Consider the following 18,471-nt stretch of genomic DNA (forward strand, 5'->3'; position numbering starts at 1 on the left):
ATTTACCCCCTTCTTTTTCTCTTACAATTTTTCGCTCTTGGTAAATCACTACTGTTCATATACCCAATAATTGATAATCCAATTAATATAAAATTTAAGGAAATGGGGTTAAATGGTTGGATAAAACTCAAAATATTTGTGAATCCTGCTACTATGGTTAAACCAATTAAAATAATAATGTGCAGCAGCAATAACTTCTGTTTTTGAAACGGCAGCAACCACATGATCCCGAATCCTATTTCTAAAAAGCCAATTATTTTAAGAGCAAGAATGCTATTTTTGTTTAAACCAATAAATACAGAAAGCATCTGTACCTCTTCTGGGTGATTAAATAATACTTTTGGCATAAGCCCTTGATACATCCATACAAAAGAAAGTAAAAAACAAATAAGCCAATACGTAATCGATTTTCTTATTAACAAGCGAGGATGCAACCCTTTTTCTAACCATAATTTTAAAGCATCAAAGCTCCATGCTGTCGCCCATCCTAATAGCGGCCGAAATACATATGAATCTATAATTCTCCCTACACCACCAAATCTCGTCTCATAATCATACTGCGTTTCAAAGCAAATCTTTTCTCCATTCGGTGTATATTTCCAATAACCTCTTCCTATTTGTATCAATGAAAGTCTATTGTCTGTCCAAAATTTTAACGAAGATATTCTTTCTCCTGTTTCCTTTTGGAATTCCCCTACCGATTCCCCTTCACCAACTATTTCAAGCCCGAAACCGATTTTCGTTTTGTATAAAAAACGTTGTGGTTCATCATCTTGTTTCTCTAAATATGATATTTCGGTAAACCGAGCATCCCACTCTGTATGTAACATTGGATCTTGTGTATACTTCCAGAGTTCATCCATCGATGTTTCCATTTCTGTTTGAACATAAATCGGTTTCTGCTTCTTCATCCACTATCCTCCAATCACTCTATATCTATATCACTAATGTATATGTAAAAAATGGTTCCCGCTATATTTTTCAGATAATTCTTTTATTAAATCCTCTCTAAAAAAGATTCAATTTTCAAAATATTAATAAAGCACTTGATTTCCTAAAATATTTTAATTATTATAAAACAAATGTTACCAAACAACTTCATAAACCAAACACTCTCGCCCAAAACGTGAGATAGAGGTTGCAACGCTTATAAGTATTCTAAAGGAGACACAGAGATGTCGATGAATTTAGAAAAAAGGAAGTGTTGCCGAAATTAATAAATTTCTCTGCATTTATTAATTGGGGCTGTTTTCGAATAGAAACAGAACTGTCATATGTACAGACGTGTATATATGAAGAGCTATCTACAAAAAAGAGATATCATGTTTTATATGGTATTCCTTTTTTGGCGGTTTTTTTATTAGCTCCTTTTTCTGTTTCCCTTTTCCTGTAACAGCACCATCCTCACCTATTTGAGATGGTGTTTTTTGTTTTTCTTTCCGGTAACTACAGGAATACTGGGGGATTTATACATTTCTCTCTTATATGTTTTTTATACCTTTCCTAATTTATAAATAAAAACGGACGAAAGAAGGAATTTGTAATGGAAACGATTGTTCAAAAATTCGGTGGTACTTCTGTCGGAAGTATCCAGCGCATTCAACATGTAGCAGATTTAATTATTGAGGAATACGGGCAAGGTCATAGCGTTGTTTCTGTTGTTTCTGCAATGGGAAAAAGTACGGATGAACTCGTTGCACTCGCTACCGCTATTACAGAAAATCCAAGTAAACGCGAAATGGACATGCTTCTAACAACTGGCGAACAAGTAACCATTTCACTATTAACAATGGCATTACAGACAAAAGGGTATAATGCCATTTCACTAACTGGTTGGCAAGCTGGCATTACGACAGAGTCCGTACATAGTAGCGCACGGATTACTGATATTCATACAGAACGCATTCAATCACATTTACAAGAAGGTACGATTGTAATTGTTGCTGGTTTCCAAGGATTAAGTGAAGAAAACGAAATTACCACACTTGGCCGCGGTGGTTCTGATACAACTGCTGTTGCATTAGCTGCTGCACTAAAAGCGAAAAAATGTGATATTTACACAGACGTAACAGGTGTCTACACGACTGACCCACGCGTTGTAAACAGTGCCTATAAACTCAATGAAATTTCTTATGATGAAATGTTAGAGCTCGCAAATCTTGGTGCTGGTGTACTGCATCCACGTGCTGTTGAATTCGCGAAAAATCATAACGTAGTTTTAGAAGTTCGTTCAAGTATGGAACAAGAAAACGGAACAATTGTAAGGGGAGAATGTAACATGGAACAACAATCAATCGTAAAAGGTATTGCATTTGAAGATAATATTACACGCGTAACAATTAAAGGATTAGAACAAGGAGTACTTTCAACTGTTTTCTCTACGTTGGCTACCGCTCACATTAACGTTGATATTATTATTCAAAGTATTACAAATGAAGGTACTGTACATCTATCCTTCTCTATTCATTCGGGTGACTTAAGAGAAACATTAGAAGTATTAGAACAAAATCAAGAAGCACTTCACTATGAATCTGTAGAATATGAAAATCATCTAGCTAAAGTGTCTATTGTTGGATCTGGCATGGTATCCAATCCAGGTGTTGCCGCTGACATGTTCTCTACATTAAAAGACGAAAATATCCATATTAAAATGGTAAGTACATCTGAAATTAAAATATCTGTTGTTATTGATCGTCTACACTTAGTCGATGGTGTAGAGGCACTCCATCAAGCATTTATGGCTAAAATTGAACCATTAGTACAAATGAATTAATTTGATTATCAAAATAACAACAAAGAATAGTTCTTTGTTGTTATTTTTTATCTAGCAAAATAGTATTATGTTACACTATTACATGTGAAATATTTTCCAAAAGTCTTTCTAACAGATTCGAAAAACATGTAAAGGTGGATTTATAATGAGAACAGAAAAAATCCTTTTAGTAGATGATGAACAAGGCATATTAGATATGTTAGTACTTACGCTAAAAAAAGAAAACTTCACGCATATAACAACCGCTCTAAACGGAAGTGAGACGTTAAACTTAGTTAAAAATCATCCATTCGATATTATCTTACTCGATGTTATGCTACCAGATATAGACGGCTTCGAATTATGTAGACAAATACGTAACTATACAAATACCCCCATTCTATTTGTGACAGCGCGCTCTAGCGATTTAGATAAATTAACAGGCTTAGGAATTGGCGGAGATGATTATATAACGAAACCATTTAATCCTTTAGAAGTCGCTGCCCGAATTAATGTCCAATTACGTAGACAAAGTATGCTGCTAAATAACCGCCAAGCAGAACATTCAAACTTACATTTTGAATCCTTTTCTCTATATCCAAGCGAGGGACTGATAACAGTAAACGGAGAATCTGTACATTGCACTGCTAAAGAACTAGAATTACTTACTTTCTTATGCACACATCCAAATCGAATTTTTACTGCTGAACAATTGTACGAACAAGTATGGGGACTGACTTCCATGGGTGATGATAAAACAGTAGTAATACATATTTCTAAATTACGTAAAAAAATAGAAGAAGATCCTAAATCCCCCACATACATTGTTAATTTGAGAGGAATTGGCTATAAATTTATCCCGCATACTAAGGAGCAAAAAAAATGAAAATTGGTTTTCGACTAGGCTTTCATTTTATTCGTAGTTTATGTATCGGTACTTTTTTTATGGGTATTTTCATGGCAATCTTCATGGAAGGCATACTACCTCTTATTGGAATAAATAAGGATAACAAGGACACAGAAGCTCTTATCGTTTTTAGTCTATTTATATGTACTCTTATTTTAGGTGCTATTATATATGGGTGGCATATCGGGAAACCTTTATTTCGAATAATTTCATGGATTAACCATCTAGCAGAAGGCTCTTATGTAACTCCAGAAAGTACGAAACAAATGTACAATAAAAAAACTGGAAAATTAAAAGGCCCTTATCGCTTATATAAAGACGTCTTTCTAAATATAGAACATTTAACAAATAGATTACGAGAAATAGAGAATGAACGAGAACAACTTGAGAAAATGAAACGCGAATGGATGGCAGGAATCTCTCATGATTTAAAGACACCTCTCACTTATATTACAGGGTACAGTGCACTTATGTTATCACCCGATCATGAATGGAGTGAGGAAGAAAAAGAGAAGTTTCTGCAAGAGATTCAACAAAAAGGGGACCATATGAAGGCGTTAATTGAAGACTTAAACCTCTCGTTCCGCCTTCATGATTCACAAATCCCGCTAAAAAAAGAAGAAATAAATATCATTGAATTTACAAGAAGAATGATAGCTGATATGACAAATGATCCACGATCTGAACACTATCATTTTAGCTTTCACGCAGACAAAACAAACATTATTATTCCTATTGATACAAAATTACTACATCGCTCTTTGCAAAATTTATTTATGAACGCCGTCTTACATAACCCTGTAGAAACAAAGATCCATACATCCATTCTATTAAAGGATACTGTACATATTACAATAGAAGATACTGGCGCCGGTATGGATGAAGTAACGGTGCAAAATTTATTTAAACAATATTACCGAGGGACGACTACAAATGTTTCAAGTGAAGGCACCGGCCTAGGAATGGCGATCGCTCAAAAAATTATAACAGCACACGGCGGGAGCATTCATGTAGACAGTGAAATAGAGAAAGGCACAACGATTCATATTACACTTCCAACTCTATAGTACTTATTATCGAAAAAAATATAGTTTTATTAAAGTGACGATTACTTTCGTTCAATTTAGTAGCACAAACGTAAGTGAAATTTATTCACACGCTAAAAAACCAATCTCTCATTCTAATACACGAGAAATTGGTTTTTTCTTATTCTTTACAAATTAAATCGTTCTAAAACTTTTCATTCCTTACCTATATTCATCTTCCAAAAAAGACACCTATAAGGGAATAGATAATGATCGTTGAAAATAAAATCGTCATATGGAAAAGAGAAAAAATAAACAATGATTTTGCCCATTTCTCTGAATCCATCTTTTTATAACCATAAATGCTTAAAACAAGCCATAAAATACTTAAAAGAAGCGCTACTAACATAAGACCAATGCTTAAAGTTCCTAAAAGAACACTTATTCCAATTAAAACAATTAAATAGATATTCGTTTGTATATATGTTCTTTTAACACCTTTGACTACTGGAAGCATCGGAACCTTTGCAGCCTTATACTCATCATGTTTACGAATAGCTATAGCGTAGAAATGAGGCATTTGCCAAATAACCATTATGATAAAAAGCCCAATAATAGCCGGATGCATTATATCCGGATAAATAGCAGCCCAGCCAATGAGTGGTGGCATTGCTCCTGAAATACTTCCAATTTCTGTGTTGTAAATTGTTCTTCTCTTACTCCACATTGTATACGGTACAACATACAAAAATAAGCCTAAAAACCCTAATAAGGCTGCTAAATATGTGGTTAGTGCAAGAAATACTAATCCGGAGATTGTCATCAATATTCCAAGCCATAATACAGCCTTAGAGCTTATTTCTCCGGTTACAGTTGGTCTATTTTTTGTTCTCTCCATAATCGAATCAATATCACGATCATACAGATTATTAAAAGCCCCTGCTGCACCTATGATTAAAATAGAACCGATGAAAGCAAATATAATCTCTGGAATTTTCTCAAACGGGCTAATCTTATATTTATATAAAGCCAATGTTAACCCAGCAAACATTGGGACCAAATTCGATTTAATAATTCCGGTTTTAACCGTTTGGGCTAAAATGTTCGATAACTGTCGTTTCGAATTCGAATTTGTTAATTCTTTTTTCCTTCGCATGACACCCTGTACTCCTTTTCATTAGACGTTTTTACCATGTATATAGTATTAATATACTCCCCGGTATATTAATACTATATGATATTCATGTCAAGAAAAAGAGAGTATACAGTGCACTGATGAAGAGCAGTCTAGAATAATTTAAAAAGCTTAAATAAACACACCTATAAAGAGATTTATACTGTACAAACATATTCTAAGTAGAGCGAGAGTATCCATTCAGAATGTATCTTTCATAATCGAACTTTATTTTTTAAAGCTGTTTCACACTCTCATTACTCATTACGTTTTAACTCAATCGTTCCTGTCATAGACTGCACCGTTAGCTTTGTATCATTCTCTTTTCCAGTTCCTATACGACCTTTTACTTTATGATTGTTTCCTTTTTCACCAGTTGAAAGTGAAAATTCATTTTTTATTTGACCCGCACGCGTTGACAAGTCAACCTCTAGATTTTTTGGCTCTCTCTTAAAGTTTATATTTATATGAGATGATTCGGTTTTTATTTTACTTTCATTTTTTAGATTTGAAACAGCGGATACATTCACCTCTCCCGTGTCGTTTTGAATATCGAAGCTTCCTTCCACTCCCTGTAACGTAATCCCTCCTGATTTGGAAACTCCTGTTATATTGTTTCCTTTATACTCTTTTATTGTCATATCACTTGAATCGCTATACAAATTCAATTGTTCAGCTGCTATATTTTCACTTATTACCTCACCTGATTCTGTTTTAACATCTATTTTTTTATATGTTTTTTCAGGAAGATATACATGTACAGTAGCTGTTTTCAAATTCACAATAGACGTCGAATTCTCCGTGATAATCTCTAATTTCTCCCCATCTTCTTTTACCTTTGCATCTTTCACTTCTCCTGTATCAACTTTAATATCTTTTTCTGTTGTAGAATGAAGTTTAATATTTTCTCCTACTGTTTTTATATCAATCTCATTTATATTTTTCACGGCGAACTGTTTGGAGACTGGCGCTTCACTCTCTTTTGTACCACAAGCTACTAGACTTAAAGTCATTAGACTTATAGATGAAAATAAATATATTTTCTCTTTGATACCCTTCATTACATCACCCCTCTTGACTACTTACTTGAATATTAGCCGTAGCCTTCCCATTTGCTGCAACTGTCCAATTAATGCAATACTTAGCAATAAGATAGATAACCCCATATACAAAATAGCGTATGATGTTGATATTCCTAAGAAGTCTACATATGGAAGATGATTCACTGGCCCTAAATACCATAAAAGTATATACACGACTTCAAACAATTTATGCGTTCGGCTCCACACTCCAAATACTAACGCTAGCGTTGGAATGAATACTATACCGCTAAGCCAAGAAAACAAGAATGAAATATCTTCAATTAATATAAATTGAATGATAAGACCACTGGAGATAATGAGGCCCACGATAACACCTGAAATCCATGCTGCAAAAAACTTATACAATGGGGAACAACTCGAAATAACAATTTGATCCGTACCATAGTATTTTTCTCTCGTCATCATCTGTGACCAAATTGCAATTGGCCAAATCATAATGATAGATAGCCACTCTCTTGCTATATTTACTGGACATATCAACCCAAATGCGATCAGTCCAATTGCAATTACATACCACCAAATCGAAAAGCCTTTTAACATAATAGATAACTCAGCTTTTACTAAACGCAACATGCTAACACCCTTTGTTCTCGTTATAGAAGTCAATGTAAATAAATTATTACTATGTTCACTCATAGCAATTAATTCGTTCCCTTGTCTTAACTCAGTTATCTTCTTTTTCCCTTTACTAGGCATACTAAATCTGTGAAATACAAGTGAAGTAAGCAAAATGAGTACCAATGTAATCCCCAACCAAATAAAACGCGTTATCAATATTTCACTGGTCCAATGCACTCCATCCCATTGAAATGTTTGCATCTGCCCCTCTATTGGATAATAGCCAAAACTTCGATTTTCTTCACCCCTGCTTAAAAATTCAAACTTACTCACTGCATCCTGAAGCATGTCAGAACTAATTATATGTAAACCAAAGACATCCCAATAATTATTTGGTTGCTCCATCGCCATAATCCCCAAGAAAACCCACAAAAAAAAGAAAACAATATTTCCAACTACGCCCTTTAAACCAGGAAATACATCAAAGAAGGTAGTCAATGCCGCTAAAAGCGCCAATGAAGGAAACACGATATAAAGCAGTGGATATACATAACCACCTAATTGAAACGAAAAATCTTCCCCCCGTATAAATTGCATAATGATAAAAGCAATCATAAATACCATTTCAATGACGACTAACACAACAAAATTAGAAATTGTTTTACTGAAAATATATTGAAATTCACTTATAGGTGAAGCAGCAATCAATTGTCCTATTCCTAATCGTTGATCATCTGAAATTTGGCTTCTTAACATATAGAAACCAAACAACCATAGAAATAAAGAAGAAATCATCGCTCCCATACCACCAAGCCAATTCGAATTATATACTCCTCTCACACCGCCAAGTTCAAATACTTCATAGCCAGAAGAAGTTGCTGGCACACATGCATACCCCAAAAAAACCGTTAGTCCAATTACGATTAAAAATGGATAACTTCTCATTTGTCTAATTAAATTTTTTTTAATGAAATATAGTAGATTATATACATTGTTCAATTTTCCCACCTCCCAGCGAAGAAACATAATAAAGATAAGCATCTTCAAGTGAGGCTGCAATCATATGCGCCTTAGTACTAGGTGCATTATCCGAAACAATGCGCGCATGAATGCCATCAATCCGGTGAACTGCACTACTTACTATATATTTCTTTTGAACATGATGTAACTCAGAAGCTGGTATAACCCATTCCCATACTTTTCCCTCTACATGCTTTAATAGTTGTTCAGGTTTCATATGAGCTAATACATTTCCTTTTGATAATAAAGCAATATCTGTCGCAATTGATTCAATATCCGTTACAATATGCGTCGATAAAATAACAATTCTATCCGTAGAAAGACTAGATAATAAATTTCTAAATCTAATTCTTTCTTCAGGATCCAATCCTACTGTCGGCTCATCTACAATCAATAATTTCGGGTCATTTAATAACGCTTGTGCAATTCCAACTCTTTGCCGCATTCCACCAGAGTATCCACCTAATAGTCGTTTTCGATCATTCGTTAAGTTCAGCGCTTCAAGCAGCTCATTAATTCGCTTTTTTGAAGAGCTCATTGATAAACCTTTCATCGCTGCGATATACTCTAAAAATTCGACCGCGTTCATATTTGGATAGACGCCAAAGTCTTGTGGTAAATATCCAATTTGCGAACGTAACAACTTCGGTTTCTTTTGAATATTTTCCCCATCCCATACCACGCTACCATCCGTCGGTTGTTCAATTGTTGCTAGCATACGCATAAGTGTAGACTTCCCCGCACCGTTCGGTCCTAAAAGTCCTAATACTCCCGATTTTAAATGTAAACTACAATCATTCAGTGCTATTTTCTCACCATATTTTTTTGTTACGTGGTCAATTATTAATTCCATCACGTTACCTCCTCACTTTATGAAACAAGTGTAAATTTTTATCACTTACGTTTTCTTAGTTTCATTGTAGGGGGTGAAAGTAAAATCTAAGTAAAATCTAGAGAAAATCAGCTTAAAATATACAGTGCAACTTTAATCAGTAGAGGTTTTCTTCATCCCTTATTGAATATCAGCCCGCACCAATCGGACTTTTACTGCCAGTTAATGCGAGATAAACTAGGAAAAAATTTCCAAAGATTAATTCGTGTTCTAAAAAAAGATTCCGAAACAGATTATATTCAAATCTGTTTCGGAATCTTTTTTACTCTTTATTCCCTTCGACAGTAACTCTTAAAAACCCAAACATAGGAGGCAAAAAAAAGACTACTAACAACCAAAACATTCCTATTTTTTCTTTCGCAAAACTCTTTTCAATTATCTAATAACATGCTGTGATGATACCTATTGAGATATATGTAAAACCTATGATTCGATCTATTTGTTCCCACATACATATTCTCCTTATACTTTTCCTCATATTGATCATATGTATAATAAGGTGAAACTTTAATCAGTAGGAAGCTTACCGCCCATTCATGTGCAGTAAAATGCAAACATAAAAAAATTTATATTTTCTCAAACACAATCAAACATGTACTATTTGGCAACGCGATTTGTTTACCGTGCTCGTCATACAATGTAACTTTTGGTGATAAATGTTCTATATAACCTTCTAAAAGATACTGCTTAACTTCGATTACTTTTACATTCTCTGAACCTACAACACTCTCTACAAAGTCAATATATTCTTGAAGTGTGAATACACCAAATTGCTCTTGCACCTCATGTGGATATGCTTCTTCTCCCCACGTATACGTATATAAAAATTCCATTGCATCATTAACTGGCATTCTTACTCGATCCACATCTAATATATTCACCTTAATTTGTCGCCCTTGAAAATCACGTTGATAATTTTTTAAGAAAGGCATAGCGGTTTCATCATGAAAATGTAATTCACACCATTCTTTACTTTCTGTCTTTACTCCATCACGAATAATCCAACGTCCTCCAGGAGTCAATACCCGAAATACACTTTTCACTAGACGTTCCATTGTCGCAACATTAAATTTCTTACCATCTGTTTCTCCGTAAGAAAAAATCTCATGATTTACTGAACCACAATGAACTGTAGAAATACTTTCCGGATGGAATGTATCTGCAAGATGTAAAGCATCTCCTAGTGTAACTTCCCAGTTGTAGCCTTTTTCGTATTTATCACTTGTTAACTTCTCAATTACATTTCGTGATAAATCTACTCCGATAACCGATTTATTTGGATACACCTCTTTAAATTTATTCATCATCGCGCCCCCGCCAGGGCCAATTTCTACTATTGTATCGCCTACTACATATGGAAGAACTGCTACTTTATCATCAACACTTCCATTCATATGTGAAAGATATTCTTCTTCATTTTCCAATCGATCAAACGCATCCCGGCGCAAACCAAATATTTCACATAACATCATGACAGCTTGTTCATAATGAGCATTATTTTCTTTTTTACAAGCTAAACAAAATTCGATAAGCGTCTTTCCAACTTCACTTGTTCCAAAACCAATTGTTAATACGTTTTCAGTTTCCTTTAATTCAGGATACATTTCTGATTGAGGAATTCGACTCATATTTAGCAATTCTACTATTGATACACTTCGCAATACTTTTTCAATTGCTCGTTTCGTATAAATATTTAAGTATTTTTCTTCCTCTCTCTCATAATACAATGCGTCCATAAGAGGCTGGAAACTGATATGATCTACATTCTTTTGAGTAATATGTTGATAAGCTAATGCGAATACTTTCACGAATTCTTCGAAACTAAAATGAGTTAATGCTGCTTCTACATACCAAAGGTCATAATCAAATAAAACTGTAAACATTTCTTCTAACCTATCATTCATAATTGAATCATACTCTTGAACAAAATATGTATCGTTAGGTGAAGCATTCGTACGTAACCGCCGAATTCGTTGCTTTACACTATATTCAATCAGTTCTCCGCAAAGTATTTGTTCAATACGTTCATATACCTCTCCCTTCACTCTTATCCATAACTTATCAGATACCCCGGTAATAATACATTCATTTAAAACACGAAGCACTTCACGCAGTTCATCTTTTTGAATCACACCTCGCTGCCATAATCTTACCAGTTCGTCATGAGAAGTCATGGATACTTCTCCTCGTAATACTTGCCCTATTAATCCATGTGTACGAATGAGTGTAAACGTTACATCATCATATGGAAAATAGCGTCTATAAATATAAGCTGAATCTTCGTTATGTGCTAAAAACGATACCCCTAAATCCTTCCACTTCTTGCGCTGCGTTACAGAACCACACTTCGATACTTCACTCCAGCATAATACAGTTTCTACACGAGCACGAATACCGTATGAAACATTCATTTTTTCTAAATGCCTTAGCGTCCGTTCCACATACTCTAATACACTTCGGTAATTCCTTTCTATACTTACTACCCCATATTCTTCCAACAAAAACCCTAACCATATATTTGCTTCTCTCGTATATATGTTTCCATTTCGTGCTTCTTCTATTGCATGTAAACTATGTAACATACTCTTCTCTCCTTTTGGTTATTCAATACACATTCTATCAGAGACATCTACAAAACAAATGCGTAACCTGTATCCTAATAGACTAATTACTACATACATGTTTCAAATTTCAGTCTATCATACAATTAGCTGTTATTTCTTTTGATAATGTACGGTATTCCAATTTACGAAACGCAAAAAACATCCAAAAATATCATGTGTCTCTTTTCTTCTGCTTTATCTTCAACAGAAAAAGATAGCCTTTGATATTTCGGATGTTTTTTTGAAGAGCTTCACACTTCAAAACCAGTGAAAAGGTAAAGCTAATTTAAATCATTCTTTTTGTAGATTTATAAAGTGAAACTTCCATCAGGGGGGTTCTTCATCCCCCACTGATGGTTAGCCCTCATCAATCGGGCTTTTACAGGTACGTTTCTTCCTTACTTCTCACTGAATCTTGAGATGGGGGTCTTACTGCCCATTAATGCGGGATAAATCGTCAATCCTCGTTCAAAAAACAATTCAATTCATTCTTCATTAAAACAAATGAATGTTTTCCTTCTTACAGGCTTCACGTAAATCATCAGGCCATACAGAAGATTGAACTTCGCCGATATGCGCTTTACGTAAGAAGTACATGCACATTCTTGATTGTCCTATACCACCACCAATTGTAAGTGGAAGTACTTCTTCTAAAATACCTTTATGGAAATCATAATCACGTTTGAAATCTTCACCTGTCTTTGTTAACTGTTTATCAAGTGATTTACTATCAACGCGTATTCCCATTGATGATAATTCAAATGAAGATTGCAATACTGGATGCCAAAATAAGATGTCTCCGTTTAATTTCCAATCGTCGTAGTCAGCTGCACGTCCATCATGTTTTTCACCAGAGCGAAGCGCATCGCCAATTCCGATAATAAAGACTGCACCGTGCTCTTTCGCAATCGCATGCTCACGATCTTTCGGTGTTAACTCTGGGTATTTATCTTCTAACTCTTGGGATGTGATAAATACGATATCTTCTGGTAAATACTTGCCAAGGAACGGATATTTTTCAAACAAATGATCTTCCAATTCTTTGAATATTCCATAAATTGTTTGTACTGTTTTTTGCAAGTAATCCACTGTACGCCATTCTTTTTGAACAATTTTCTCCCAATCCCATTGGTCAACATAAATTGAATGTGTTGCATCAAGTTCCTCATCACGGCGAATCGCATTCATGTTTGTATATAAACCTTCACCAGCTTCGTAACCATATTCGTGCAAGGCAAATCGTTTCCATTTCGCTAGTGAATGAACAATTTCTAATTCTTCTCCTGAATGAAGCATATCAAATTCAATTGGACGTTCTACACCGTTTAGGTGATCGTTTAAACCTGATTTTTTCGTTACGAATAATGGTGCAGATACGCGGAATAGTCCAAGACGTTTTGCTAATTGATCCTCAAAAAATGTTTTAACTTCCTTAATTGCGATTTGTGTCTCTCTTACTGTCATTAATGATTGATACATGTTGGTTTCCTCCTAAAATGTTTGGATGTAGTGGAAAGAAGCCAACAAAAAAAGCCCTTCTTTCCCAAAAAACTGGGACGAAAGGCTTTGGTTCCGCGGTACCACCCAAATTAGCAACAGAGGTTGCTCACTTATTCAGTACGGAGATTAGAGAAATCTCGATACTGTTCTTCTTGTAACGGCGAAGTTTCCGGCTAAGTCTACTTTCCTCTAAAGGATTTCGGTTAGCGACTCCAGGAGGTTCTTCATAACAGGCTTCGTATCAGGCTCACACCACCCCTGACTCGCTTTGACTACATCCTACTACTACTCGTCCTTTCACAGTCGTTTTGTTGTCACATCTCTGAAACATTTTATTAATGATTATTCTATACAAAAAAACAAGAAAGTCAACAAAAAGTTTGAAAATATTTTTCAATTCTTTATTTTACGGCTTTATTGATTGTTGTAAATAAAACATCTTTATAAAGTAAAACTTTAATTAGCGGTGGGGGCTTCATCCCCCACCTATCTCCTTTGCTTTTGCTGAATTTTGAGGTGTGGATCTTACCGTTCACGAATAGCGGGATAAAATTTATCGCTTCTTTTGTGGCTTCAATCCAAAAAATAATTTACTCAACGTAACCATCATGTATATGACAAGTAGTGTAATTGTCCGAAAAACAGAATCCATTGTATTTCTCATAAATTTCATTTTCTTTATAATTTTTATCATATGTAATAACATTCTACAATTCGAATAAATCTATACAAATTTCGATAATGATTTCATAATGCATCAAATTACTTCCCATTTTATGATATACTAGAGCATTCAGTTGTTTGTTCTGATCAGCAACTGTTAGGAACAAACATAGTCATGGATCGAGATTATATTTCAAAGACATTGACTACTATCAAAGTAGATTTTCTATAATAATAACGGAGTGATTATATGAGTAAAACGAAAACTAAAGCTAAGAAAGGTACAGGACAAGGAACGGGAAGTAAAGGCTGGAACCGCTGGCAATCTAGTGCTAAGAAAAAGAAAAATGCTAAACCTTATAAAAGTAAAGGTACAAAAAATAACTAAAAACCCTCGTAAAAACAAGTAATCCAAAGCAGGATAATTAGCATTAATATCCACTTATTTTAAACGAAGAAAAATGTGATTATTACGTTCATAATGAAAAAAGCTATTCTTTCGTATCTATGGAAGAATAGCTTTTTTATTCTGTTAAATCATAAGAATATCCCTGATTTCTTCTTCAGTGATCGAAGACAACTTTTCTTGTCCGGGTTCAATAATCTCGGCAATTAGATTCTTTTTGCTCTCCTGCAGCTCATGCATTTTTTCTTCAATCGTGCCATGTGCTACTAACTTGATAACTTGTACAGTGTTCTTCTGCCCCATTCGATACGCCCGGTCTGCCGCTTGCTGTTCGACTGCAGGGTTCCACCATAAATCGTACAATATAACGGTATCCGCTCCTGTTAAATTGAGACCAGTACCACCAGCCCTTAAAGAAATAAGGAACAAATCTCCCTCTCCTTCGTTAAACCGATTACATAACTCTACACGTTCAAACGCCGGAGTATTCCCATCTAAATAAAAATACGGGACAGCTTGACGGTTTAACTCCCGTCCAATAATGGAAAGCATCTTCGTGAATTGTGAAAATATAAGAATTCTCTTCCCTGTACTTCTGCACTCCTCCACAATTTCTAGAAGCTGTTCAAATTTAGCTGAACTCCCCCTATAGTCATCGACAAACAAACCTGGGTGACAACAAATCTGCCGAAGTCTCGTCAAACCAGCCAAAATTCTAATTTTGTTTTTACGCAATGTATCTTTGTTTAAATGCTTTAATGTTTCTTCTCTCAACTTTGCTAAATAAGCTGCATATATTTTTTTCTGCTCTGGAAGCAATTCTGAAGACTGTAAATGCTCAATTTTCTCTGGCAATTCTTTTAACACATCTTCTTTCAAACGACGTAATACGAACGGTTTCACCCGCTTTGCAATATTTTCACGCTTCAAGTCCCCAAATTCTTTTCGTCCTGGTAACAATTCTGGGAATACTACATAGAAAATAGACCAAAGTTCCTCTAAAGAATTTTCTACAGGCGTTCCGGTCAATCCAAAACGATACTCTGCTTGAATCGTTTTCACTGCCTTTGCGGTTTGCGTCGTATGATTTTTAAATGCTTGTGCTTCATCAAGAAATAACGTATGGAATGGCTGTGCATATTGCCTTACATCTCTTCGTAATAAAGGATACGACGTAATAATAACGTCAAACTTTGTAGCATCTTTTAAAATATTTCGACGTTCTGTTTGATTTCCATCCACAATAATAGCTCGAATATCTGGAGCAAATTTCTTTAATTCACTTAGCCAGTTATAAACTAAAGAAGACGGCGATACGACTAATACAGGTAGCTTCTTCTCTCGAATTTCAGGCAAAATAGAAGCGATAAAAGTAATGCTTTGCAGCGTTTTACCAAGTCCCATATCATCTGCTAATATGCCACCAAAACGATAATATGCGAGTGTCTTCATCCATTCAAATCCATCTTTTTGATATTCTCTAAGGATTGTATCTAAGCTATCTGGTACAGTAAACTTTAGATTTTTAGGGCTTTGAATGTTTTCTACCAACTCTTGAACAGATTGATCTACACTCAAAACATTTCCTTCTTGAAGTGAACTCATCCATTTTACACTGCGCACGAGCGGTACATTCACTTCTTCTCCTTTTAGAATTTCTTTGCGAATACCCGATTCCTTTATAAACTGGTTAATCTCATTAAACTCCTCACTCTCTAGGGATAGCAAGGAACCGTTCGCTAATCGATAATATTTACGTTTCTCCTCAAGTGCTGCTAATACACCTTTAATCTCAGCTTCCGGAATTCCTTTTATATCAAAACGGAATGATAACCAATCAATTCGCTCTTTCCGCCTTACCCTTATGAGAGGTGCACTGTTTCCTCTATGAATGCGCAACTTAATAGCTGTAGTCGCATAAATCTCCAGTAAACCTTTCAATTTCGGAACAACGTGATATAAGAAATTATATTCCGCTTCCTCATTATGCATAAAATAACCGCCTTCTGTATTCGCGAAGGCACTCTCATTCATAATTTCTAAAATTTCTTGTTCTTTTTTCTCCTCCCGATTGAAAACTGAAGGTTGTCCATCCTCTTCTAACGGATTGATAACAACATTTCCATATTGGAATTCTAGTCCTGCCAGTAACCGATCCTTGACTCGATCTAAAAACAATTTGGCTTTGAGAGGTGTTTTTTCAATGCGTTCCGATACAACCTCATCAATCCGAACGTTACCAAGCTTCATTAAACCTGGTACTACTTTCGCTACGAAATGTTCCATTTTCTCAGTTGGAATATGAAATTGATTACTTCTAGAACGATTCATCATTCTCTTTAATTCAATAAGCCGATTACAATCCTCCACGTTTAAACGATATAGCTTCCCTCCAAAAAGAGCATAACTATATGTATCCATTACTTGAACTTGTTGTAACCCACTAATCTCAAGTATATATCCCCCATTTACACCTTTATTGAACTCAAAATTTATAGGTAATAATCCTTTTGATAAATGTACACCATGAAATGATTTCCCATCATGCTCAACCGTTACAAATGAAGTAGCGGAAAGCAGTGAAAGCATATAATCCCAGGACGCAGGTGGAATTAAAATCATACTTTCATCTTGTTGAGCGTTTATTTGCAACGATTCTACATACATTTTTTCATTTCGGTAAATTTGAATCAGTTGCTGAATAACAGCATCCGTTTCTGGCTGAAAACTATAAGCATCTGACGTGTAAGTAAAATTATTTGAACATATGAAAGGCTCTCTTTGTTCCACTCTACTAAGAAAATCCCTAATTTTATATACAGGGTATTGCTTCTCAAGCTTCACCTGGATTCCAAACAAAGCCCCCCCATTTCTTGAAGCAACCGGAATACAAACGAATTCCACATCAAGTATCTTACGTGTATCAAATCGATGCTGTCTACTTTTTGGCCGCAATGGCTTCTCACCAAACAAATTCAACATCCCGTTCGCTAATTGAACATCCCTAGACGAACTATTCATGAGATCCTTTTTTGAATTAGATGCTAGTGATTGTCCGGTTTGTTGAAAATCATTTATATATAGTAATGTAGCTGCGATATGTTGACAATATGCATGAAAAGAAGCTAGTGAAGGACAACTGCATTTCCCAATAATTTCATCATTATCAGCGGTTTCTATCGTGACATAAAAATCTCCGTTTCCTTTCACTGTCGCCTCGCAAATATTTCTCTTAACATCATAATTAGTAATATTAACTTTGTTTGTCCTATAATAGGCCTCACCTTTTTTATATGAGGTTTCTCCACATAACTGTTTAATTATTGTTTTATTTAATGTAAAACTCATTATTTTGACCCTTCCCTAAAAATAAAAATTCACCGTTCTAGACGTTATATTAGAAAACCTTTAGACTACAAGTTTTTCTAATGTTTCTATCTACTATGAAGTATCTACTCTTATACAACATTTTACATGTATACACATGAATATAAAATAGCAATTACTTTTGAAGCACAAAATAGATTGCGTCTTCACAACGCAATCCCTTTTCTTATATGAGTTCCCCAACCCCTTTAATTGCTTCATATCCAAGATATAGTAGCGTAAAAAAGCCAAATATCCAAATAATTAACTTCGCACCAGGTGTTGTTAAATAGACAGAAACACCAAAATAAATTAAGAGCATCATAATGACATCTGCGGACATTGCTCCTACTCCAACAAGCCACGCACTTAAAAAACCATTCTTTATCCCTTTATTAATTTGAGCAACATTGATTGGTTCAACAGGTGCTGAGAGAGAAATTCCAAGCAACAAGTAACTAAAAATAGTGCTTATCATTTTTCATTTCACATCCTTATATAT

General features: G+C 34.9%; 12 protein-coding genes, 1 pseudogene, 1 riboswitch and 1 other annotated feature. Of the genes and pseudogenes, 4 read left to right on the forward strand and 9 right to left on the reverse strand.

All coding sequences use genetic code 11. The annotated features are described in order from the left end of the window. Window positions 1-2: 2 nt before the first annotated feature. On the reverse strand, window positions 3-911 hold the full coding sequence (locus tag MHH45_RS07420) for a DoxX-like family protein (RefSeq protein WP_016114342.1): 909 nt from the start codon (window positions 909-911) through the stop codon (window positions 3-5). A 213-nt stretch (window positions 912-1,124) separates the two neighbouring features. After that, a riboswitch (Lysine riboswitch) is annotated at window positions 1,125-1,311 on the forward strand. A gap of 232 nt (window positions 1,312-1,543) precedes the next feature. Here MHH45_RS07420 and MHH45_RS07425 point away from each other — a divergent pair. From MHH45_RS07425 to MHH45_RS07435, 3 genes are all read left to right on the forward strand, one after another. Continuing rightward, entirely contained in the window at window positions 1,544-2,773 is a 1,230-nt protein-coding gene (locus MHH45_RS07425; RefSeq protein ID WP_016114341.1) for an aspartate kinase, read from the forward strand. Window positions 2,774-2,918: 145 nt separating this feature from the next. Continuing rightward, a complete protein-coding gene (locus MHH45_RS07430; protein WP_016114340.1) occupies window positions 2,919-3,638 on the forward strand; it encodes a response regulator transcription factor in 720 nt (239 codons plus the stop codon). Continuing rightward, the gene (locus MHH45_RS07435) at window positions 3,635-4,726 is read left to right on the forward strand and encodes a sensor histidine kinase (protein ID WP_016132712.1); all 1,092 of its coding nucleotides are present in this window, start codon (window positions 3,635-3,637) and stop codon (window positions 4,724-4,726) included. Before MHH45_RS07430 ends, MHH45_RS07435 begins: the two co-directional genes overlap by 4 nt. A 190-nt stretch (window positions 4,727-4,916) precedes the next feature. Here MHH45_RS07435 and cyoE read toward each other — a convergent pair whose 3' ends face one another. From cyoE to asnA, 6 genes are all read right to left on the reverse strand, one after another. After that, window positions 4,917-5,840: a heme o synthase gene (gene cyoE / locus MHH45_RS07440; RefSeq protein WP_016114338.1), complete on the reverse strand. Its 924-nt coding sequence runs from the start codon at window positions 5,838-5,840 to the stop codon at window positions 4,917-4,919. A 275-nt stretch (window positions 5,841-6,115) separates the two neighbouring features. Further along, on the reverse strand, window positions 6,116-6,919 hold the full coding sequence (locus MHH45_RS07445) for a DUF4097 family beta strand repeat-containing protein (RefSeq protein ID WP_077295096.1): 804 nt from the start codon (window positions 6,917-6,919) through the stop codon (window positions 6,116-6,118). 21 nt (window positions 6,920-6,940) lie between these two features. Beyond that, complete coding sequence (locus MHH45_RS07450; protein ID WP_016114336.1) at window positions 6,941-8,518, reverse strand: hypothetical protein; 1,578 nt, start codon at window positions 8,516-8,518, stop codon at window positions 6,941-6,943. Further along, on the reverse strand, window positions 8,502-9,392 hold the full coding sequence (locus MHH45_RS07455) for an ABC transporter ATP-binding protein (protein WP_016114335.1): 891 nt from the start codon (window positions 9,390-9,392) through the stop codon (window positions 8,502-8,504). The genes MHH45_RS07450 and MHH45_RS07455 overlap by 17 nt, the downstream gene beginning before the upstream one ends. Window positions 9,393-9,997: 605 nt before the next feature. Then, complete coding sequence (locus MHH45_RS07460) at window positions 9,998-12,013, reverse strand: class I SAM-dependent methyltransferase (protein WP_016114334.1); 2,016 nt, start codon at window positions 12,011-12,013, stop codon at window positions 9,998-10,000. 516 nt (window positions 12,014-12,529) lie between these two features. After that, entirely contained in the window at window positions 12,530-13,513 is a 984-nt protein-coding gene (gene asnA, locus MHH45_RS07465) for an aspartate--ammonia ligase (protein WP_016114333.1), read from the reverse strand. 70 nt (window positions 13,514-13,583) lie between these two features. Continuing rightward, window positions 13,584-13,844: a binding site (T-box leader), on the reverse strand. A gap of 603 nt (window positions 13,845-14,447) precedes the next feature. Here asnA and MHH45_RS07470 point away from each other — a divergent pair. Further along, window positions 14,448-14,585 carry a DUF3934 family protein gene (locus MHH45_RS07470; RefSeq protein ID WP_016114332.1) on the forward strand — a complete coding sequence of 46 codons (138 nt, stop codon included), beginning with the start codon at window positions 14,448-14,450 and terminating at the stop codon, window positions 14,583-14,585. A 144-nt stretch (window positions 14,586-14,729) separates the two neighbouring features. Here MHH45_RS07470 and MHH45_RS07475 read toward each other — a convergent pair whose 3' ends face one another. Together MHH45_RS07475 and MHH45_RS07480 are read right to left on the reverse strand one after the other, a co-directional pair. Next, window positions 14,730-17,951, reverse strand: a complete 3,222-nt coding sequence (locus tag MHH45_RS07475; protein WP_016132711.1) for a DEAD/DEAH box helicase — start codon at window positions 17,949-17,951, stop codon at window positions 14,730-14,732. Between the two features lie 208 nt (window positions 17,952-18,159). Continuing rightward, a pseudogene (locus tag MHH45_RS07480) lies at window positions 18,160-18,447 on the reverse strand (LysE family transporter); the annotation flags it as partial. Window positions 18,448-18,471: the final 24 nt, after the last annotated feature.

The sequence above is a fragment of the Bacillus sp. FSL K6-0042 genome (assembly GCF_038006685.1).
GTDB classification, from domain to species: domain Bacteria; phylum Bacillota; class Bacilli; order Bacillales; family Bacillaceae_G; genus Bacillus_A; species Bacillus_A pseudomycoides.

What these genes read in the sequence shown, in the direction of transcription:
- MHH45_RS07475 (WP_016132711.1), bottom strand. Translation starts at nt 17,951, where the DNA reads ATGAGTTTTACATTAAATAAAACAATAATTAAACAGTTATGTGGAGAA.
- MHH45_RS07445 (WP_077295096.1), bottom strand. Translation starts at nt 6,919, where the DNA reads ATGAAGGGTATCAAAGAGAAAATATATTTATTTTCATCTATAAGTCTA.
- MHH45_RS07455 (WP_016114335.1), bottom strand. Translation starts at nt 9,392, where the DNA reads ATGGAATTAATAATTGACCACGTAACAAAAAAATATGGTGAGAAAATA.
- cyoE (WP_016114338.1), bottom strand. Translation starts at nt 5,840, where the DNA reads ATGCGAAGGAAAAAAGAATTAACAAATTCGAATTCGAAACGACAGTTA.
- MHH45_RS07430 (WP_016114340.1), top strand. Translation starts at nt 2,919, where the DNA reads ATGAGAACAGAAAAAATCCTTTTAGTAGATGATGAACAAGGCATATTA.
- MHH45_RS07460 (WP_016114334.1), bottom strand. Translation starts at nt 12,013, where the DNA reads ATGTTACATAGTTTACATGCAATAGAAGAAGCACGAAATGGAAACATA.
- MHH45_RS07420 (WP_016114342.1), bottom strand. Translation starts at nt 911, where the DNA reads ATGAAGAAGCAGAAACCGATTTATGTTCAAACAGAAATGGAAACATCG.
- MHH45_RS07470 (WP_016114332.1), top strand. Translation starts at nt 14,448, where the DNA reads ATGAGTAAAACGAAAACTAAAGCTAAGAAAGGTACAGGACAAGGAACG.
- asnA (WP_016114333.1), bottom strand. Translation starts at nt 13,513, where the DNA reads ATGTATCAATCATTAATGACAGTAAGAGAGACACAAATCGCAATTAAG.
- MHH45_RS07425 (WP_016114341.1), top strand. Translation starts at nt 1,544, where the DNA reads ATGGAAACGATTGTTCAAAAATTCGGTGGTACTTCTGTCGGAAGTATC.
- MHH45_RS07435 (WP_016132712.1), top strand. Translation starts at nt 3,635, where the DNA reads ATGAAAATTGGTTTTCGACTAGGCTTTCATTTTATTCGTAGTTTATGT.